Raw genomic sequence first — 20,656 nt, forward strand, 5'->3', positions numbered from 1 at the left:
AGCTAAAAAGTAGTGGTTCGAAAATATAAGGTATTGTAAATCAAGTCAAAGGAATAGTCAGCTTTATCGGCATCAGCTCCGGTGGCACATTCAGGCGCAGACCAACGTTATAAACGGTTTCCAGTTCTACGCTTGGCAGAATTTGCCGCAATTGCTTCCTGATCCGGCCGATAAAGACATCCATGCTCCGGCTGGCGAAGAAATCGTCTTTGTTCCATACACGGAGCAGCACTTCTTCTTTTTGTATGATCACATTTGGCCGGCTCATGAAATGGCGGAGCATCCTTGCTTCGATGGGCGACAGTTTGCCGCTTACGATCTTGGTTTTGGTTTCGTAAATTTTCAGTTTCCTGTAATGGAACGTGTATTCGCCTACCTGATGACCGATCAGGAGCTCGGTTTTGTTGGGGCGGGTCCATTTCAGGATCACCTGCATTCTTTTCAGCAGTTCCTCAAAGCTGAAAGGTTTTATAAGGTACCCGTCTCCTCCGGCATGAAACCCGGTGATCCTGTCTTCATCCTGTACTTTCTCGGATGAAAGAAAGAAGATAGGAGTCACCATATTCTTGGTCCGGATCTCCCTAACCAGTTCATACCCGTTCATTTTGGGAATAACAATGTCGACCAGGCAAATGTCATAGCGATTCCTGTTATACAGTTGCCATGCTTCGCTGCCGTCCAACGTATGTTCCACAGTAAATCCGGATTTCTCCAGGAAAGCTTTAATGGTGTCTCCAAGAAGCTTGTCGTCTTCCACTAATAGTACTTTGGGATTCCTATTCATATTAGGGCCATTTGTTAGTTTCCATCATATATAAACCTGAAAAAAAGCAGCCCGGGGTAAATGAAATTCAACTTTTTTTCGTTACTAACATAAATTCACATTATACCAGTATTATTAACATGATTTTCCACATAAAGGAACATAAACACCAATAGCTCTAAAATTCAATATCATCAAGCATTATACAAGGAAAGAAGACAATGAACAGGAACAGTTATCCACATAGTGTTAATAACTCTATTTCAAAGACTAAACGACCCGGGAGTTATATAATAAATTAAGGACTTCTGATTTTTTTGCCGTAAATCCCAATCGGCGCCAGTTATTTAAATTTCAATACTCCTGCAATCATTTTAACATTAAGCCAATCCACCGTTTGGCCAATGTTGAGAGAAAGAAAGGCGGCCATTTTCTATCCGAAATGAAAGAAGATGAACCAGCCCCATAAGCAAGCGACTACCGGTTACGGATATACGTAGTCGAAAAATAAGGAGTGATCATAAGCGGGGCCTTAAAAAATGCCGTCTCATCCTGTGAAAGAAATGGTTTTAAGAACTTCCTCTTTTTACCGATCTTTATCTCATGAAAAGCATCTGGAAACAAATACTACGCTACTTCTACATAGGCAAAAAAGATCCTAACGCCCCGCAAACTTCCTATGTGAAAATGATGCACGGCATGAACAGGATCTCTGTTATCCTGTTTGTGATTGCTGTAATTATAATGATTGTCAGGCTGGTAAGGCGCCACTAACTGATGGCAAATTCATAAATGATCTCTGCCGCCCTGCGGGAAGCATTCCTTTCGCCCAGTTTATGCCAGAGGTCTGCATAATCCTTCTTCACCCTCGATCTCACTCCCTCGTCTTTCAGCAACAACGTAAGCTCTTTCAGCAGGTTTGCTTCGGTCAGATCGTGCTGGATCAGCTCCGTTACTACGGGCTTATCCATCACGAGGTTTACCAGGGAAATATATTTGACCTTGATCAGCCGCTTTGCGAAGAAATAAGAAATAGGATTTCCTTTATAACATACCACTTCCGGCACTCCGAATAACGCGGTTTCTAATGTAGCCGTACCAGACGTTACCAGCGCCGCGGTAGCCTGGCGCAGGAGATTATAGGTCTGCCCTTTTACCATGCTTACGTTAGGATGCTGTCCTGTCAACCCTTCCAGGAAATGATCATCCAGGCCGGGAGCCTGCGCTACAATAAACTGGTGATCAGGAAAATGTTTGGCCATCGTCAGCATAATAGGCAGCTTTACGCTTACTTCCTGCTTACGGCTGCCTGGCAGGATGGCAATAATAGGTTTATCTGACAAGGGAGCGGTAACAGGTTGTTCTTTCACTTCCTTAATCACCTCTACCAACGGATGGCCTACATAGGCTACCTCGTATTCCCATTTATGATAAAACTCCTGCTCGAATGGCAGGATACAAAGCAGCTTATCTACCGATTGCTTGATCTTCTTCACCCTGTTCTCTTTCCAGGCCCAAACCTGCGGAGAAATGTAATAAACGATCTTGTATCCCTGCTGTTTTCCCCATTCGGCTATCCGCATGTTAAAACCCGGGTAATCGACCAGCACCAGTACATCCGGCTTGTATTCACTGATATCTTTCTTACAGAATTCTATATTCTTCAGAATAGTACGCAGGTTCATTACAACTTCCACGAAGCCCATGAAAGCAAGGTCTTTATAATGCTTTACGATCCCGGCCCCGGCCTGCGACATAAGATCACCGCCCCATCCACGTATCTGCGCACCGGTATCTACCTGCCTGATCTGTTTTACCAGATTGCTTCCGTGCAAATCGCCCGATGCTTCTCCCGCGATAATATAATATTTCAAAATCTTTACGCTTAAATTAATTGATCAATTTCAGTAGCAGAATGCAGATCGCATACAACATAGTTACCAGGAAGATGCCTTTGGCAGTAACATCCAACCTTTCCCGGGTATAGAGATAGAAAACCACCCCATTTAACAACAGGCATATACTTACCAATTTGGGGATCATCTGGCGGTTATCTTTGAGGATACCCAAAAACTGCACAAACGACACATTATTATGCGGCTTAATAACGAAATAATAATATCCCAAAAACATCACTAAAGGTGTTAATAACCCCAGCACAATTCCCAATTGAAGATTGTCTTTTTTTAACATGTTGCTACGATAAGGCGAAACGGTTGAATTATAGGTTACTCCACTCCTGCTCCAATCTCTTTTTCAATGTATAGTTCGTTAAATCAAATTGCACAGGTACAACAGATGCATAGTTGTTTTCCAGCGCCCAAACATCGGTATCTTCTCCCGAATCGCGGTTTTTAAATTCACCGGTGAGCCAGTAATACTTCTTCCCATGCGGATCCCGACGTTCGTCAAACTCTTCTACCCATTTGGCATCGGCCTGCCGGCATAATCTTAATCCTTTATACTCTTTTTTGCTGACCACTGGAATATTGACATTCAGCAATGATCCCTCAGGCAGCTGAGATGCCAGCATTTTCCTGGTCACCTCATGCGCAATTTCCTTTGGTAAAGAGAAATCCGCATCATAACTATATTCCAGGTACGAGAACCCAACTGATGGGATCCCTTCTATCGCCGCTTCCATAGCGGCCGACATCGTACCTGAATAGATCACATTGATCGAGTGATTGGCGCCATGGTTGATCCCACTCACACAAATATCAGGTTTGCCGTGCAGGATCTTGTCCCTTGCCAGTTTTACGCAATCTACCGGGGTGCCTGAACATTGCCAGGCCTCAATACCCCCGAAAATATCCACCTCGTTCAACCGCAAAGGTATGCCAATCGTAATTGCGTGTCCTTTACCGGACTGCGGACTATCAGGGGCCACCACAACCACCTTTCCCAACGGTTTCACGGCCTCTATCAACGCCCGGATCCCCGGAGCTGTTATCCCATCATCATTCGTTACCAATATTACCGGTTCCTTTTTTGCCATCGCTCTGATATTATGATTCTACACAAATTTAAGGGCTAGTTCAGAGATTTCGCTTTAAAAGAATGTAAAATATATTAAAGATTTTATAGGTCTGACTTCAGCACCTTCCTGAACACCAACCAGATACCCAGAAAAATATATACCAGTATTGCAATGATATATACAATGCTTTCATATTTTTCTACCGTGGTCAACTTACCAACCAAAGGGAACGGCAGCAATTCGTCGCCGCTCTGGATAGGCAGCAACCCTCCTACTTTACCCAGGTATTTTTTACCCAGGAACGATAATAACTGGTCGCCCATCATCAGGTAGGCTGCAAAAATGATGATAGACAATCCCGCCCGTTTCGCGAAAACAGCTATCACCATTGCGATCGTGAGGGTTACCAATACCTGCAACCCGTAGTAGATCATGTATTCATATCCTGCAAAGTTCAGCGGCTTATCCCCACTGGTTAGTCCCACCACCAGGGCGCTTATGGTTGCCACCAGCAGGTTCGCCAATGCCAGCAGGAACAACCAAAAGAGCTTCGATATAACAAACTCCTTCCTCTCCCATCCGTCTATAATATTCTGCCGGTTGGTGCGATAGGTGTATTCATTTGTAATAAGGATGATTAACAGGAAACCCGGTAACGGGGAAACATAACTATCGAACGACGCCATTGTCTGCCAGAGATCCGGGAAGTTGAATGGATTGCCTAACATCGTTGATACCTGCTTCAGGTTATTAGATATGACATTTACCAGGATCATGTTCCCGGCCGGGATCACTACCAGCATCAGCAGGGCCATTAGCCAGAAAGTGCGGTAGGTCTTTACTTTCAGCCACTCTGTATAGATAATTGATTTCATGAAGTAGCGTTGTTTGTGATTTCCAGGAAAGCTGATTCAAGGCTCTTTTTACGGACCTGCAGGAAGGTAAGCCAGCAGCCCCGCTCTGCACAATACCTGTTGATGGCGGCAGGATCAGGAGCTGTGTCGAACTGCGCTCTTACCATACCGTCTTTTATTTCCACCAGCGTAGCACCGGGAAATTCGTTCAGCAACCTGCTTAACAGGTCGAGGTTTTCCGCCCCCGCTTCCACGAAATCGCTTCTTACGATCACTTCGTTCACTGCGCCGGATACCAGCAGTTTACCTGTTTGCAGGATAGCGACATGGGTACATACTTTTTCTACTTCATCGAGCAGGTGACTGGCCAGGATGATAGTTTTTCCGCTGGCGGATAATTGCCTGATCAGCGCCCTTACTTCCGCGATGCCTGCCGGGTCAAGCCCGTTAGTAGGCTCGTCGAGGATCAGCACGTCGGGGTCGCCCAGCAGCACTCCCGCGAGGGCCAGGCGCTGCTTCATACCCAGCGAATAGGTTTTGAAAGCATAGTCTTTCCTGTGCGAAAGTCCTGTAACTTCCAGCACCCGGTTAATATCATCTTTTCCCCGCTTCTTAATGGAAGCTGAAATTTCCAGGTTCTTATACCCGCTGAGGTAATGATAAAAATTCGGCGTTTCCAGCAGGGTGCCTATCTGCTGCCTTTCTTTGGCTGTCGGGCTTTTGTCGAACAACCGGAAGTTGCCCGAATCGGCTTTCAGTACATCCATTACTATTCCCAGCAACGTGGTTTTACCACTGCCATTCGGCCCCAGTACACCAAACACGCTGCCTTCAGGAACTGTAAAGGAAACATCCGACAATGCCTGAACGCTACCGTATCTTTTGGAAATATGTTGGAGAGTTAAAACGGGCATTGGGTTATCTGTTTTTTCTTATGCATGAAAAAGGGAAATGCAGCAATGATCTTCTACCATCCTACATTTCCCCTGTAATGATACTATTAATATTTAGTTCCTGACAGGTTTTCCTGTTTTAATCACGCTTTGCAAACGCTCCAGTGTTTTACGTTCTCCACATAAACTGAGGAATGCTTCACGCTCCAGGTCCAGCAGGTATTGTTCGCTTACAAAAGATGGTTCTGTCAAATCGCCTCCGCACATTACGTAGGCCAGTTTGTTCGCTACTTTCTGATCATGATCGGAAATATAGTTACCAAACCTCATGGCATATACGCCGGCCAACAAGGCTCCCAGGGCGCTGCGACCCATTACCTTTATATCTGTTCTTTCTACCGGCCGGGTATATCCTTCGTCTGCTATCGCGATCACGCTTCTTTTCGCATCTGCGATCAGCCTGCCCGGGTTCATAGTTATTTCATCATGTCCTTTACGCAAGATACCCAGGTCGTAAGCTTCAAAACCGCTGGTGGATACTTTGGCCATAGCAACGGTCATGAAGTAGTCTTTCAATGGCTCTTCCTCGATCCTGCCAGGTTTGAACTCAAGGCTGGCGCGCAGCGTCATTTCCTTGGTACCGCCGCCGCCGGGGATCAGCCCTACTCCCAGCTCTACCAGCCCTATATAAGATTCGGCAGAAGCCTGTACTTTATCTGCATGCAGGGCCATTTCGCAACCTCCTCCCAATGTCAGCGCGTGAGGCGCTACAACAACCGGTATGGAAGAATAGCGCAAACGCATAGTGGTACGCTGGAACATCCTTACTGCCATATCCAGTTCGTCAAACTCCTGCTCGGCCGCCAGCATGAAGATCATACCCACATTAGCGCCCGCAGAGAAGTTAGCGCCTTCATTTGCTACTACCAATCCCCTGAAATCCTTTTCCGCTCTTTCCACTGCCTTGTTCAATCCTTCCAACACCTCGCCTCCGATGGTATTCATCTTTGTTTTCCAGTCGAAGCATACTACGCCGTCGCCAATATCGATCAGGCTGCAGGCATTGTTCTTCCAGACAACATTATTGGAAAAGTTTTCAAGGATGATGAATTCACCTTCACCTGGTAACGGTTTGTAGGTTTGGGTAGCAATATCGTAGTATAGTTTTTTACCATTATCGATCTTATAGAAAGAAGTGATGCCTTTTGCCAGCATATCTTTCACCCATTGCGCAACCGTCAGTCCTTTTTCTTCTACCTGTTTTACAGCGGCTTCCACTCCCAGCAGATCCCAGGTTTCGAAGGGCCCGATCTCCCATCCGAAGCCGGCTTTCATAGCATCGTCCACTTTATAGAGATCGTCTGCTATCTCAGGGATACGGTGAGAGACGTACGAAAACAGGTACGCATGAAAACTGCGGTAAAATTCGCCTGCTTTATCTGTAGCTGCAGCCAGCATTTTGATCCGCTTTTTCAGGTCTTCGACCGGTTTTGCGGCGTCTATACTTGCAAAACGGGCTTTTTGTTTTGGCCCGTATTCCATCGTCTGCAGGTTAAGTGTCAGGATCTCTTTACTGCCTCCTTCTCCCGTTGTTTTCTTATAAAATCCCTGGCCGGTCTTATCTCCCAACCAGTTATTCTCTACTACTTTCTGCAGGAACGGAGGTATCTTAAATATACTGATGGCTTCATCCTGCGGACAGTTTTCCATCACGCCTTTTGCCACTCTTACAAGCGTATCTATACCTACTACATCCGCCGTTCTGAAGGTAGCGGATTTAGGACGGCCAATGACAGGTCCTGTCAACGAGTCGATCTCATCTATCCCTAATCCCATTTCCTGCATAATATGGAAGATGGCCATGATAGAAAACACTCCTACGCGGTTAGCGATAAACGCGGGGGTATCTTTACATAATACGGTTGTTTTACCCAGGTACAGGTCGCCGTAGTGCATCAGGAAATCAATAACGCTTTTATCAGTATGCGGAGTAGGAATGATCTCTAATAACCGGAGGTAACGGGGCGGGTTGAAGAAGTGGGTGCCGCAGAAATGTTTTTGAAAATCTTCGCTTCTGCCTTCCGCCATCAGGTGAATAGGAATACCCGAGGTGTTGGAAGTGATCAGTGTTCCCGGCTTCCTGAACTTTTCCACCTGCTCAAACACTGATTTCTTTATATCGAGGTTTTCTACTACTACCTCTATGATCCAGTCAACTTCCGCGATACGTTTCATGTCGTCGGTGAAGTTGCCTGTTTTTATACGGTTAACAACATCTTTGGTATATACTGGAGATGGATTTGATTTAATTGCTGCCTGCAACGCATCGTTCACTATCCGGTTCTTCACGACAGGGCTGTCTAAAGTCAGGTTCTTCTTCTTTTCTGCCTCGTTCAGCTCTTTAGGTGCTATGTCTAGCAATAAAACCTGAACACCAATACCTGCAAAATGACAGGCTATTCTTGATCCCATTACGCCCGAACCTAAAACGGCTACTTTGTTGATGTGTCTTTGCATAGCTTTTTGAATTTTTGCCTATCCTTGAATTTAGGACTTTTTTCTACGCAAAGAGTAAAGAAAGGGTTAAAGTTTCTTCCAAAGGAGCAAAGTGGGCAGGAAGGGAGCGGCTATTTATATACATTTTTTATTACATAAGTAACCGCTCCATCCTGTAGAAATTTATTTCAGTTCCGGGGTTATATCCTTTATTGTTCCGTTGACTTTCACTTTCACCTTCTTCCTGTCGGGGCCTTTGATCCTATAACTGGTCACTATTCCATCTTTCCATGCCAGATCCACTGTATAGTTGCCTCTTGCTTTCAGGCCTTTGATCTCACCGCCGGCCTTCCAGGCATCCGGGAGGGCGGGCAACAGGTCAATAAAGCCTGCATGGCTTTGCAACAGCATTTCTGCTATAGCTGCGGCCCCGCCAAAGTTCCCGTCGATCTGGAAAGGTGGGCCGGCAGAGAACATGTTTGGATAAATGCCGCCGCCTGGTCCGTAGTTTATTTCCGTATTGTAAGTTGGTTTGATCAGGCCGGAAAACAGTTTGAAGGCGCGGTTGCCGTCATGTAACCTTGCCCAGAAAAGTTGTTTGTAGGCGATAGACCAGCTGGGGCCATCATCGCCTCTGACTTCCAGCGTTTTCCTGCAGGCTTCGGCCAGGTCCGGCGTTGCTTCAGGCGTAATAAGGGAGGCAGGATACAAACCATACAAGTGAGAAATATGCCGGTGTGTCGGTTCTGTTTCTTTATACTCTTCCAGCCATTCCATCAGTCTTCCGTCTTTCCCTACTACGCCGGCCGGGGGTAATTGCTTCAACCTTTCTTCCAGCGTTGCCACGAAGCCGGCGTCTTTACCCAGTGTTTTAGCTGCCGTGATCACATTCATGAATAATTCGCGAATGATCTGGTTGTCGATGGTTGGCCCGCTGCAGATGCTGGCATGTTTGCCGTTGGGTAAATAGAATGAGTTTTCGGGAGATGAAGAAGGAGATGTTACCAGCCAGCCGGTTTTATCATCTTTTACCAGGATGCTGTTATAAAAGGCTGCGGAGCCTTTCAGCACAGGATAGATATCCGCCAGGTATTTTTTGTCGTTCGTGAACGCATAATGTTCCCAGAGGTTATTGCACAACCATCCAGAACCTGATTTGGTAACGCCCCAGGAGGCGCTTTCTCCCGGCTCTGTAAAGCCCCATACGTTGGTGATCACATGGGCTACCCAGCCCTCTGCATTGTAATATGCTTTGGCAGTTCTTTCGCCGGGTTTTACCAGTCCTTTCACCAGTTCTGCCAGCGGCAGGTTCAGTTCAGAAAGATTGCTTACTTCTACCGGCCAGTGGTTCATTTGCACATTCACATCGAGGTGGTAATCGCCGTTCCATGGCGTCTGGATCTGGTTGGCCCACAACCCTTGCAGGTTGGGCGGCAATAAGCCAAGCCGGGTGCTGCTGATGCTGAGATAACGGCCAAACTGGTAGAACAGTACCGGCAACCCGTTGTCGCTGGCCGGCGCATTGTGGAAGTTGAGCAGGCGTTGATCTGTAGGCACATCAATGGCAGGACCAACGATATCCACACTAACGCGATCGAATAAACGCTTATAGGCGGCTATGTGTTTGTTTTTCTGTTGCGCATAATCCTGTTTCAGGGCAGCAGTCATCAGGCGCTGTGTTTGTTCTTTATACCCGGGGTTCCTGAAATCTGTAGCGGTGGAAACATAAATGACAGCTTCTGATGCATCTTTGATAACCAGCGTATCTCCGTTGGTCGATAAGCTTCCGCCTTTCAGTTTTGCCTGTACGCGCGACAGGTATTTCATCCCTGGATTTTCGTTACCGCTTTTCAACTGGCCCGACATCTGCAATTCTTTGCCCACGATATTTGTGGCTGCATTCTCCGGCCGGCTGATCGCTACTTTTACATTGAGCATACCTGGTTTATCTGCTGCCAGGCGCACAACCGCTACATCGCCATTGAAATCTGTGAAATACTCCCTGCTGTAATTCACTCCATTTAGCTGGTAGTTGGTTGCTGCAATCGCGTGGTTGAGCGATAAAGTCCGCTTATAGTTGGTTGGCGTACCAGGCGCGGGGTACGAATAATCCAGGTGCAGCTCTCCCAGCATCTGGAAGCAGCCGAACGGAACATCTGCGGAGCCTTTGCCGGTACAAACAAACGACTTATCCATCAGCGCCTGGGCTTCATCGTTCTTTCCTTCCCTGATCAATTGCCGGATCTGCGGTAACAATTTGTAGGCCTCGTAGTTGTTCGCATCCTGCGGAGCGCCCGACCAGAGGGTAATATCGTTCAATACAATCTTCTCCCTGTTCCAACCGCCATCAGGCGTCATGCCTAAACGGCCGTTACCAAGGGGAAGTGTTTCCTCCCATACTTTTGCAGGTTTGTCGAACCAGAGCTTCAGAGCCTTATCCTGCGCCTGGCTTGTTGCCGGCCGGAAGAAGACGGCAAATACTGCCAGGAGCCAATACGGGAGGGAAAATTGTTTTCGGATCATTTTTCTTTTTTTGATGAATGCCTGTTGTGGATCGGGAAGAGACCACGGATAAACGGTTTCAAAGTTAGTTGCTCTACCAACCGGGGTCGCATAGGAAATTGACTTAAACGAGCAGTATTTTGACTTTATTTACTTTCCATGACTCAATACAAGGATAATATTATATGATTCCGGAGCAGAATGATGGGACTATTGGTAAAAGCGAAAAAGTTACGTTACTTTATGGGCTTAGCTATTTCCACGTTTTCATAACAATAAAATAAAAAAGGGAAACCAGACTGTATGTTAGATTTGTGCTTCCGTTCTTTTATGTACTTCCCGTGTACGCATAATAAAAAAATTAATACAAAAAGGGTATGAGGAATGATCGCGAATGCTGGAGCTTATTTAAAGACGGCCATACGCATGCTTATCGTGAAATCTATGAACAACATTATGACAAGCTGTATAACTACAGTTTCCAGGTGTTGCAGGATTATGACGACTGTAAAGACCTGTTGCAGGATTTCTTTACAAAGCTGTGGATGAACCGTGAAACGCTGCCCATACCCGACAACCCGGAAAGTTTCCTCGTATCGCTGCTCAAATTCCGTATCATAGATGTGATCCGGAAAAAACATGTGCGGCGCAAGCATACAGATGTATATAGTTCATTATTGAATGAAGTGGATAGTGATAGTCCTTCACAGTCGGTTATTTTCAGGGAAGAACTGGCGAAACTGCATCACCTGGTAGCCCAGCTCCCCGAGCAACTGAAGCTGGTTTTCCGCCTTCATTACTTTGAAGCACTATCGATCGACGAAATATCCACGCAGTTCTCTAAATCTCCCCAAACCGTCAGGAATCAATTAAATACCGCCACTACCCGGTTGCGCGCCCAACTGCGCAACAGCTATCTTCTTACCATGTTATAATTTCTTCTATTACCAAATTGTTAATTGCCCCCTCCGGATAGTTAAACTGGTTCTCACAAACGACTTAATAGCAAACAAGGACCATACATGCGCCGCCGATCGCTTCATAAACTGCTTGATGCTTATAAAAAAGGAACCTGCACACCACAGGAAATGGCCCTGCTGAATAAATGGCTGGACGAGTTAGGGTATGCGCCGCTACCTGAAAATCCTGAATTTGAAGAAAAAAAACAGGCAGCAAAAGAAGAGATCTGGCAGCAACAATTATTATTAATACAACAAGGGCCAGCAGAGCCTGGCAAAGTAGTGAGATTCCCGGTAGCATGGCGGGTAGCCGCAGTTGCGGTTGGCCTGGTGGCAGGACTTTATTTCCTGCTGCATAAGCAACCATCTTCCGCACCCGCTTCCCCGATAGCGGCCAGCAGCTGGCGGCCGGCAACCGATTCGGCGATCGTTAATAACAGCGGGAAACCTGTTCGCCATCAATTACCTGATGGTTCGGTATTCACCCTTTCTCCAGGCAGTACCGCCACTGTTGCCCTGCCATGGGCCAACGGCAGTCGTGTTATCAAATTAAGGGGAGAAGCGTTATTTGAAACATCCAAAGATCAGCACCGCCCGTTCTCCGTGCATGCAAAGGGATTCGTAATATCCACGCTGGGTACGGTTTTCCGCGTAAGCGCCTACGACAGCCTGCAGGTTGGCAATGTTAAATTAATATCAGGAAAGATCCTTGTACATAAAGAAAGCGACAGATCAAATACCATTTACCTTAAACCGGGTAATGAATACAGCTTTAACAGCAACACGGGAAAAATGCAACCTGTTGTTGAACCAAAAAAGATAACAGCACCGGAGATCAGCAACGGGATAGAATATACGGAAGAAGGACTGGCATTTCACAACACACCATTATTAGAGGTATTTAAAACGCTGGCGGAAACGTATGGAGAAAGCATAAAAACACCAACAGGCCGAAGCTTCAGAAGAATGAAATATACCGGCGACATTAAAAAGAGTCAATCTCTTGAAAGCATACTGAAAACATTGACGGATCTGAACGATCTAAGCGTTGTAAGGAAGGATTCCATCTATTATATACAGAGTAAATAACAACCTTTTTTATCCTCTTTATTACTTCCATCATTTTGGAGGAGGATATGTATTGTCTAAAATTTATCGATATGAAACAATTCCCGCGCGGTGTACTTATCCTATTGTACCTGCTGCTGCTTGCTCCTTTCGCCTATGCACAACAAGCTGCTTCCGACAACCCTTCTATACGGGGTATCGTTTCAGATGAAAAAGGAGCGCGAATGATCGGCGTTAATGTAAAACTCCTGGACAAAGACAAAAAGCTCGTTACAGGAACAACATCGGACGACAATGGAGTTTTCACTTTCCGTAACCTGCATGAAAACGTGTATACGCTTGTATTCACTTTCCTGGGGTACGACACCAAAACAATCAACAACTACGTGTATCACAAAGGCGACCAGCTTAGCCTGACAGTAGAGATGAAAGCATCTTCCACTTCGCTGAACGACGTAGTTGTATTGGGCTATGGCGCAGTAAAACGTAAAGACCTTACAGGTTCCGTTGCCAAAGCGGACATGAACGACCTGAACAAAGCGCCTGTAAGATCGGTAGATGAAGCGCTGCAAGGCCGCCTCGCCGGCGTAGTGGTAAGCTCCACAGACGGGCAACCGGGCTCGCCTATTAACATTGTGATCAGGGGTAATAACTCCATCTCGCAAGACAATTCGCCCTTGTATATCATAGATGGATTACCGATTGAGAATCCTGATCTGAACATGCTCAGTCCTTCCGAAATAGAGAGTATTACCGTACTGAAAGATGCTTCCGCTACTGCCATCTACGGCGCCAGGGGCTCGAACGGCGTAGTGATCATCAATACCATCCGCGGTAAAGATGGCCCACCCCAGGTTGCCCTGAATGTTTCTTACGGCCTGCAAAGCAACCTGAAAAAAGCAGACCTGATGGACCCTTACGAGTTTGTGAAATACCAGCTGGAACTGAATCCGAATATGACAGATTCGGCTGCGCCATACCTGGTTTACCTGGGCGATAAAAGAACGTTGGACGATTATAAGAATATGAAACCCATCGACTGGCAATCGCAAATGTTCCATACGGCGCCCATGCAGAACTATAACCTTTCCCTTACCGGCGGCAATGCAAAAACCAAATACGCAGTAAGCGGTTCGGTGCTTGACCAGGAGGGAACCATCATCAACTCGGGTTATTCCCGCTACCAGGGCCGTATTTCACTAGATCAAACAGTTAATAACCGTTTAAAGGTAGGATTGAATGTTGGGTACAGCTACCTGGAAAAAAATGGTATCAGTCCATCCGAATCCGGCGGTAACGTAGCTACCACTTTGCTTTACAGCCTGTACGGCTCCAGGCCGGTGCAGGGAATAAATGATTCATCGATCATCAACAGCGATCTGTTCGATCCGGCTGTAGACCTGACTTCAGATTATCGTATCAATCCTATCATCAACCAACAAAACCTGTTGCGTAAAAAGAAGTCAAAGGTATTGAACGCCAACGCCTATGCAGAATATTCCTTCCTGCCCAACCTGGTACTTCGTGTAACCGCCGGCGTTAACGACAATTCCGTCAGGAACGAAGCCTTCAACAATTCCAATACGCTTTACGGAAGCAAGCGTACGGTATGGGGTTCCAGCTACGGCGTAAACGGAACAATAGGTTTCAATGGAACTACTTATTGGGTGAATGAAAATACATTGACCTGGAATAAACATTTCGACGGCCATAGTATCAATGTAGTTGGCGGGGTAACGGAACAGGGCAACAAAACTTCCAACTACGCATATGGTTCTTTCAACCTGCCGAACGAATCGCTGGGCCTCAGCGGCCTGGAAGAAGGGAGTCCGCTGCCGATCAGGACGCAGGCTTCAACCTCCGACTGGAGAATGGCCTCTTTCCTGGGCCGCATCAACTACGACTACCGTTCGAAATATTTCGCTACCTTCTCTTACAGGGCTGATGGTTCGTCGAAATTCGGCAAACAGAACCGCTGGGGCTACTTTCCTTCAGGCGCGCTGGCCTGGCGTTTCAGCGAAGAAGATTTCATCAAAAAATCCAACATCTTCTCCGAAGGTAAACTACGTATAAGCTATGGCGTTACCGGTAACAACCGGGTAACAGATTTCAGCTACCTGGCAACCTATAGCCTTCCTATCCAAAGCACCTATATCTTCAACAATGGTTATATCCAAAGCGTAATCCCGCAGACCATCGGCAACCCGGAGCTGAAATGGGAAACCACTTCGCAATTGGATATGGGTCTCGACCTCGGCTTCTTTAAAAACAGGTTGCAGGTTACCGCAGATGTTTACCGCAAGAAAACATACGACCTGCTGCTGAACGCAGCTATGCCAACATCTACAGGTTATTCCTGGGCTTTCAAAAACATAGGAAGTATCCGCAACCAGGGGCTGGAACTTACCATCCAGGGCATCCCTGTTCAAACGAAAGATTTTACCTGGAGCGCCAACTTCAACATTGCATTTAACCAAAGCAAGGTATTGTCTTTAACGGAAGGACAGGAGTCTATCACCACTTCACTGAACTGGGATAACAACTGGGCCACCTTACCGGCTTATATCTCCAAGATCGGCATGCCTATCGGCAATATGTATGGCTATGTATGGGATGGCGTATACCAGGCAGAAGATTTCAATGTAGCAACAGATGGAACATATGTATTGAAAGATAACGTACCCGGCAACGGAAAAACGAGAGGAAACATACGGCCCGGAGATATCAAATACAAGGATCTGAATGGCGATGGCGTTGTTAACTCCGGCGACTATACGGTAATTGGCCGTGGGTTGCCAATTCATACAGGCGGCTTCAACAACACGTTCCAGTACAGGAACTTTGACCTGAACCTCTTCTTTCAGTGGTCTTACGGCAATGATATCTACAATATCAACCGCCTGGTATATGAAGGAAATGCTTTCAACAGGTCTTACCTCAACCAGTTTGCTTCCTATAAAGATCGCTGGACGCCGACACATACCAACACAGACCTGTATCGCGCCGGGGGCTTCTACGGGGGCGGTTATTCGTCCCGCAACGTAGAAGACGGTTCTTACCTGCGTTTAAAAACAGCGGTGATAGGTTATACATTGCCAGCCAAATCGCTGGCCCGTGCGGGTATCAATCGCTTAAGGGTATATGTATCTGCTCAGAATATTTTCACGCTTACGCATTATAAAGGATTAGATCCGGAAGTGAGCACCTATAATTCTGTATTAACACCGGGTTTCGACTTTTCATCTTATCCCCGTGGCCGCACTTATGTAATAGGCGCCAATGTTAATTTCTAAACTGCAAAATCATCACCATGAAAAGATATATCATACTGTTACTTTCGCTTGTTATAGCCGCCGGCAGCGGATGTAGCAAGTTCCTGGATACGAAGCCAACGGATTTCCTTGCACCGGAATTCTATTACAATACGGAAGAGAACATGCTGAAAGCGCTGGCCGGCGTGTACCAACCGCTTGGCACTACCGCCATGTATGGCGATGCGCTCTTCTTCCAGTTGGGAGCTAATACCGACGAATATTTCCGTTCGGTTGCCAGCAGCACTACCGGCGTTTGGGTGTATAACTTTGATTATACCGAGCCATATGTAAATGGCTTGTGGACGCAGCTTTACCAGGGAATAGAACGCGCCAACCTGCTGATTGCCAACATCAACAAAGCGCCTATGGAAGCAAAGAATCGCAATGCCATATTGGGCGAAGCGTTATTCCTGCGTGGTTACTATTATTTCATGCTGGTTACCAACTTCGGAGGCGTGCCGCTGCGCATTGCGCCAACGCCGTCGCCAAGCGATATCTCCGTTCCCCGCGCTTCCATCAAAGAAGTGTATGACCAGATCCTGAAAGATATGACCACCGCAGAGCCGCTGCTGTTCACTTCCACGCATTTCGGTTATGCCAGCCGTGCAAGCAAAACAGTTGCACAAGGTATACTGGCCCGCGTTTGTCTTACGATGGCCGGCTACCCGCTGCGCGACGAGTCGAAATATAAAGATGCGCTGATGTGGGCGCAAAAAGTGCAGGCTTCCGGCGAGCATACGCTGATCACCGAAGCGGTGAACCCGGATGGCGACAATAACAGTGGATTCAGCCAGGTATTTGTGAACATGATGCAGGACAAATACGATATACGCGAGTCTATGTGGGAAGCAGAAGAAAAAGGCAACCGTGCCGACGGGTATACATCCAACGGCCGCGTTGGTAATGATATCGGTATCGGCTATACGGCTGCTAACTATGCAGATTCAGGATATTGTTATGGTTCCGTAAGGATCATGGCGAGGCTGTATAACCTGTATAAACAGGGCGACCTGCGCCGCGACTGGGCTATTGGTCCATTTTCGTACAATGCCCAGGGCAAACGGTCTTACTTCACCGCCAGCCAGATCTACAACCGCAATCCTGCCAAATGGAGAAGAACTTATGAAACGCTGGTACCTAAGGATAAAAACTTTACCCCTGCCAACTTCCCGCTGTTGCGGTATTCTGACGTGCTGCTGATGATCGCAGAAGCAGAGAACCAGGTGAATGGGCCAACCCAGACAGCGTATGATGCATTGAACCAGGTGCGCCGCAGGGGCTATGGTAAATCGCTTACAGCACCCGATGCGACCACGGATGCGCCGGCAGGATTGAGCAAACAGGATTTCCAGCAGTTTATCCAGGACGAAAGAAGCAGGGAACTCTGTTTCGAAACACAGCGCAGGCCAGACCTGATCCGTTGGGGAGTATTTGTGCAGACAATGAATTCTGTAGGCGCAGAAATAAAAGCCAACGGCGGCAGCTATTCGTACGGTAGCCTGGCAGGACTGAACGTAGCACAAAAACATCTCCTATTCCCTATACCTAGTAGTGAAATGTCAGTAAACAAAGCTGCTACACAGAATCCTGGTTGGTAATCTTAATTCAAAAAAATTAGTTATGAAGAAAAATATCCCGGCATTCATCGTTTCACTGGCCTTGTTGTCTGCCTGTTCCAAAGATCTGCCAGTGAAGTCGCTGTCGTTCACCGCTGCGGCAACAAACACTACACTTCAACTGGGCGATACTGCTATTTTTAATTTTACCGGCGAACCGGATTTTATATCGTTCTATTCAGGAGAAACAGGGCATCGTTATGCTTACCGCAACAGGACAACTGCGGAAGGCAAACCAGTACTGAGTTTTACATCCGCCAGGGCTAACGGCAACCAGAGTAATTCCCTGCAATTGATGATCTCATCCGGCTTTACCGGCGTTAAAACAGAGGATACTGCAGCCACTGTTGCTGCCATCCAGGCCGGCAACTGGACCGACATCACTTCCCGGGCAATACTTTCTACCGGGAGCGCAAAGCCCTCCGGCGAAATAGATCTTTCTGATTTTGCCGGCTCAGGCAAACCGGTATATATCGCGTTCAGGCATAACGGTTATAAAGGTTCTGCTTACAGCAAATGGACGATCACTGAATTCGAGGTTACCAATAACCTGCCGGATAATACCTCTTATCTTATAGCCAATATGGCTGCTCCTACAACTGAAATACTGAATTACGGCGTATCTACTTACAGCCCCGGGTTTGTAGCTGCTACCGTAACAGGACCGTACAAGTGGGTTATATCTGCCGGTAAATCGCTGGTGATCACCGGGGCAACCAGCCCGGCAACGGCAACAGACGATTCAGAGAATTGGGCTATCATAGGGCCTATAGATCTAAGAAAGGTAACGCCTGACCTGGGCCTTCCTATCAAGATGATCTCAGAGAATATGGAGAAATTTCCATTTAAATATCAATACCCCGCAGCAGGCAGCTACGAAGCAACTTTCGAGGCTTCCAACGCCAATGCGGGTGGAGTTAAGTCGGCAGTGCAATCTGTGAAGATAACGGTGAATGAGTAGGCAGGATGTGATAAAAAAGCGGAAGCCTTCCCTGTTACCAGAGAAGGCTTCCTGCTTTTATACTGGTCAAATAAATATCAACTTACCCCACTACCAGGCGTTACAGCCTCGTTAGGATTCACAAATACAAGCTTGCCTTTATCTTCCGCCATCAGGATCATACCCTGGCTTTCAATACCCCTCATCTTACGGGGAGCAAGGTTAGCTACCAGCGTTACCTGTTTGCCTATGATATCTTCAGGTGCAAAGTGCATTGCAATGCCTGAAACAACGGTACGTTGTTCTGTTCCGATATCTACCAGGAGCTTCAACAGTTTATCTGCCTTTTCTACTTTTTCAGCTTTAATGATAGTACCAACGCGGAGGTCCAGTTTCGCGAAATCTTCGTACTGGATTTCCGGTTTTGGCGGAGCTGCCGGTTGAGCCGCCAGTTCCGCTGCTTTTGCCGCTTCTTCCATCTTCTTACGACTATTGTTTAATTTATCCAGTTGTGCTTTTATCTGGTCATCTTCGATCTTCTTGAACAGCAGTTCAGGAGCCCGCAGGCTGTAACCTACTTTCAGCAGGTCTGTTTTTCCTGCATTCTCCCATTCCAGCATCCTGTCTACCACTTTCAGCAAATGGCAGATCTTTTTAGCTGTGAACGGCAGGAAAGGATTGCAGAAGATGGCGAGGTTAGCCGACATCTGCAGGCAGATGTGCAGGCAGATATCTATACGGGCCTGCAACAGCTCAAGATCTGCAGCGGTAAACTTCTCGTGGGTTTCGCCTTTATTGATCTTTTCAATAGCGCTGGCAAGCTTCCACGGTTCATTCTTCTGAAGATAGATATTTCCTTTCCGGGCAAAATCTATTACTTCCGCCAACGCTTCCCTGAAGCGGTAGCTTTCTATGCTCTTCTCTATTCTTTCTTTCGTAGTGGCAAACTCGCTGATAATTTCCCTGTCTCCTTCCTCGATATGTGCAGGATGCAGTTTAGGCACTTTTCCGCCGCATAGTTTATGCATCAGCACTAAAGCGCGGTTTACGAAGTTGCCGAAAACAGCTACCAGCTCATTGTTATTACGATCCTGGAAATCTTTCCAGGTAAAATCGTTGTCTTTTGTTTCAGGCGCTGTGCTGCATAATACATAGCGCAGTACATCCTGCTGATCAGGGAAGTCGGCTACAAATTCATCTACCCATACTGCCCAGTTGCGGGAAGTAGAGATCTTTTCGCCTTCCAGGTTCAGGAATTCGTTTGCCGGCACATTGTCTGGCAATACGAAGTTGCCGTGCGCCTTCAACATTGCAGGGAAAATAATGCAGTGGAAAACGATATTGTCTTTTCCTATGAAGTGTACCAGTTTGGTATCTTCCTTACACCAGTAATCCGCCCAGTTGTCTGTCAGTTCTTTGGTTGCAGAAATATACCCAATGGGGGCGTCAAACCATACGTACAATACTTTTCCTTCCGCATCCGGCAACGGCACCTGTATGCCCCAGTTGCTGTCGCGGGTCATTGCACGGCTTTGCAGGCCGCTGTCTAACCAGCTTTTGCACTGGCCGTACACGTTATTCTTCCAGTCCTTGTGTTCTTCCAGCACCCATTGTTTCAGCCATGGCTCATAGTTCTGCAAAGGCATGTACCAGTGTTTGGTCTTTTTCTTGACAGGAACGGCATTGCTGAGGGCAGAATGCGGGTTGATCAGCTCATCGGGGCTGAGGGAAGTACCGCAACGTTCGCACTGGTCGCCATAGGCTTTATCGTTACCGCATTTAGGGCAGGTACCGATGATATACCTGTCGGCCAGGAAAACATTTTTCTCAGGATCGAAGTACTGTTCGCTTTCTTTTTCTTCGAACAGGCCATCGTTATACATTTTCAGGAAGAATTCCTGGGAAGTTTTATGATGGATCTGGTTACTGGTCCGGGAAAAGATATCGAAAGAGATACCCATAGCGGCGAAGCTGTCGCCGATGATCTTGTGGTATTTATCTACCACATCCTGGGGAGTAACCCCTTCTTTCATTGCTTTGATGGTGATTGGAACACCATGTTCGTCCGTACCGCAAACAAACTTTACGTCGGCCTTTTTAGCGCGCAGGTAGCGCACGTAAATATCTGCGGGAATATAGCATCCGGCCAGGTGACCGATGTGCACCGGGCCATTGGCATACGGTAATGCCGCAGTTATTAAATATCTATTAAATTTTCCCATATTCTCTTGAAGAATGCTTAAATAAACTTTAAATCAGACGATTGTTTTT

The 20,656-nt window shown here is 46.9% G+C and carries 15 protein-coding genes; 6 read left to right on the plus strand and 9 right to left on the minus strand.

The annotated features are described in order from the left end of the window. Positions 1-40: 40 nt before the first annotated feature. A complete protein-coding gene (locus BLV62_RS16055; RefSeq protein ID WP_089762985.1) occupies positions 41-784 on the minus strand; it encodes a response regulator transcription factor in 744 nt (247 codons plus the stop codon). 582 nt (positions 785-1,366) lie between these two features. On the opposite strand from BLV62_RS16055, the gene BLV62_RS28350 reads away from it, so the two are divergent. Beyond that, complete coding sequence (locus BLV62_RS28350; RefSeq protein ID WP_168927874.1) at positions 1,367-1,537, plus strand: DUF6728 family protein; 171 nt, start codon at positions 1,367-1,369, stop codon at positions 1,535-1,537. On the opposite strand, the gene lpxB is transcribed toward BLV62_RS28350, so the two are convergent. From lpxB to BLV62_RS16090, 7 genes are all read right to left on the minus strand, one after another. Continuing rightward, positions 1,534-2,637: a lipid-A-disaccharide synthase gene (lpxB, locus tag BLV62_RS16060; protein WP_089762986.1), complete on the minus strand. Its 1,104-nt coding sequence runs from the start codon at positions 2,635-2,637 to the stop codon at positions 1,534-1,536. The genes BLV62_RS28350 and lpxB overlap by 4 nt on opposite strands. A gap of 16 nt (positions 2,638-2,653) precedes the next feature. Further along, the gene (locus tag BLV62_RS16065) at positions 2,654-2,956 is read right to left on the minus strand and encodes a hypothetical protein (protein ID WP_139170201.1); all 303 of its coding nucleotides are present in this window, start codon (positions 2,954-2,956) and stop codon (positions 2,654-2,656) included. 28 nt (positions 2,957-2,984) lie between these two features. Beyond that, positions 2,985-3,761 (minus strand): 5'/3'-nucleotidase SurE, encoded by a 777-nt coding sequence (surE, locus tag BLV62_RS16070; protein WP_089762988.1) that lies wholly within the window; start codon positions 3,759-3,761, stop codon positions 2,985-2,987. A gap of 83 nt (positions 3,762-3,844) precedes the next feature. Then, a complete protein-coding gene (locus BLV62_RS16075; protein WP_089762989.1) occupies positions 3,845-4,618 on the minus strand; it encodes an ABC transporter permease in 774 nt (257 codons plus the stop codon). After that, complete coding sequence (locus BLV62_RS16080; protein ID WP_089762990.1) at positions 4,615-5,511, minus strand: ABC transporter ATP-binding protein; 897 nt, start codon at positions 5,509-5,511, stop codon at positions 4,615-4,617. Before BLV62_RS16080 ends, BLV62_RS16075 begins: the two co-directional genes overlap by 4 nt. A gap of 93 nt (positions 5,512-5,604) precedes the next feature. Next, entirely contained in the window at positions 5,605-8,007 is a 2,403-nt protein-coding gene (locus tag BLV62_RS16085; RefSeq protein ID WP_089762991.1) for a 3-hydroxyacyl-CoA dehydrogenase/enoyl-CoA hydratase family protein, read from the minus strand. A 162-nt stretch (positions 8,008-8,169) separates the two neighbouring features. Beyond that, positions 8,170-10,509 carry a glycoside hydrolase family 95 protein gene (locus BLV62_RS16090; RefSeq protein WP_089762992.1) on the minus strand — a complete coding sequence of 780 codons (2,340 nt, stop codon included), beginning with the start codon at positions 10,507-10,509 and terminating at the stop codon, positions 8,170-8,172. Positions 10,510-10,865: 356 nt separating this feature from the next. Here BLV62_RS16090 and BLV62_RS16095 point away from each other — a divergent pair, with 356 nt between their 5' ends. The 5 genes from BLV62_RS16095 (at position 10,866) to BLV62_RS16115 (ending at position 18,406) form a co-directional block, all read left to right on the plus strand. Then, a complete protein-coding gene (locus BLV62_RS16095) occupies positions 10,866-11,423 on the plus strand; it encodes an RNA polymerase sigma factor (RefSeq protein WP_089762993.1) in 558 nt (185 codons plus the stop codon). Between the two features lie 87 nt (positions 11,424-11,510). Further along, complete coding sequence (locus tag BLV62_RS16100) at positions 11,511-12,536, plus strand: FecR family protein (RefSeq protein ID WP_089762994.1); 1,026 nt, start codon at positions 11,511-11,513, stop codon at positions 12,534-12,536. 71 nt (positions 12,537-12,607) lie between these two features. Beyond that, positions 12,608-15,808, plus strand: coding sequence for a SusC/RagA family TonB-linked outer membrane protein (locus BLV62_RS16105; RefSeq protein WP_089762995.1), 3,201 nt, complete (start codon positions 12,608-12,610; stop codon positions 15,806-15,808). Between the two features lie 17 nt (positions 15,809-15,825). Beyond that, positions 15,826-17,427: a RagB/SusD family nutrient uptake outer membrane protein gene (locus BLV62_RS16110; protein ID WP_089762996.1), complete on the plus strand. Its 1,602-nt coding sequence runs from the start codon at positions 15,826-15,828 to the stop codon at positions 17,425-17,427. A 22-nt stretch (positions 17,428-17,449) separates the two neighbouring features. Continuing rightward, positions 17,450-18,406: a DUF5017 domain-containing protein gene (locus tag BLV62_RS16115; protein ID WP_089762997.1), complete on the plus strand. Its 957-nt coding sequence runs from the start codon at positions 17,450-17,452 to the stop codon at positions 18,404-18,406. A gap of 77 nt (positions 18,407-18,483) precedes the next feature. Here the strand turns inward: BLV62_RS16115 and metG are convergent, their stop codons facing one another. Continuing rightward, the gene (gene metG / locus BLV62_RS16120; RefSeq protein WP_089762998.1) at positions 18,484-20,607 is read right to left on the minus strand and encodes a methionine--tRNA ligase; all 2,124 of its coding nucleotides are present in this window, start codon (positions 20,605-20,607) and stop codon (positions 18,484-18,486) included. Positions 20,608-20,656: the final 49 nt, after the last annotated feature.

This window comes from Chitinophaga terrae (ex Kim and Jung 2007), from assembly GCF_900107795.1.
Lineage (GTDB): Bacteria > Bacteroidota > Bacteroidia > Chitinophagales > Chitinophagaceae > Chitinophaga > Chitinophaga terrae.

What these genes read in the sequence shown, in the direction of transcription:
- BLV62_RS16075 (WP_089762989.1), bottom strand. Translation starts at nt 4,618, where the DNA reads ATGAAATCAATTATCTATACAGAGTGGCTGAAAGTAAAGACCTACCGC.
- BLV62_RS16100 (WP_089762994.1), top strand. Translation starts at nt 11,511, where the DNA reads ATGCGCCGCCGATCGCTTCATAAACTGCTTGATGCTTATAAAAAAGGA.
- metG (WP_089762998.1), bottom strand. Translation starts at nt 20,607, where the DNA reads ATGGGAAAATTTAATAGATATTTAATAACTGCGGCATTACCGTATGCC.
- BLV62_RS16095 (WP_089762993.1), top strand. Translation starts at nt 10,866, where the DNA reads ATGAGGAATGATCGCGAATGCTGGAGCTTATTTAAAGACGGCCATACG.
- BLV62_RS16115 (WP_089762997.1), top strand. Translation starts at nt 17,450, where the DNA reads ATGAAGAAAAATATCCCGGCATTCATCGTTTCACTGGCCTTGTTGTCT.
- BLV62_RS16085 (WP_089762991.1), bottom strand. Translation starts at nt 8,007, where the DNA reads ATGCAAAGACACATCAACAAAGTAGCCGTTTTAGGTTCGGGCGTAATG.
- BLV62_RS28350 (WP_168927874.1), top strand. Translation starts at nt 1,367, where the DNA reads ATGAAAAGCATCTGGAAACAAATACTACGCTACTTCTACATAGGCAAA.
- BLV62_RS16110 (WP_089762996.1), top strand. Translation starts at nt 15,826, where the DNA reads ATGAAAAGATATATCATACTGTTACTTTCGCTTGTTATAGCCGCCGGC.
- BLV62_RS16105 (WP_089762995.1), top strand. Translation starts at nt 12,608, where the DNA reads ATGAAACAATTCCCGCGCGGTGTACTTATCCTATTGTACCTGCTGCTG.
- BLV62_RS16055 (WP_089762985.1), bottom strand. Translation starts at nt 784, where the DNA reads ATGAATAGGAATCCCAAAGTACTATTAGTGGAAGACGACAAGCTTCTT.
- BLV62_RS16065 (WP_139170201.1), bottom strand. Translation starts at nt 2,956, where the DNA reads ATGTTAAAAAAAGACAATCTTCAATTGGGAATTGTGCTGGGGTTATTA.
- surE (WP_089762988.1), bottom strand. Translation starts at nt 3,761, where the DNA reads ATGGCAAAAAAGGAACCGGTAATATTGGTAACGAATGATGATGGGATA.
- BLV62_RS16090 (WP_089762992.1), bottom strand. Translation starts at nt 10,509, where the DNA reads ATGATCCGAAAACAATTTTCCCTCCCGTATTGGCTCCTGGCAGTATTT.
- BLV62_RS16080 (WP_089762990.1), bottom strand. Translation starts at nt 5,511, where the DNA reads ATGCCCGTTTTAACTCTCCAACATATTTCCAAAAGATACGGTAGCGTT.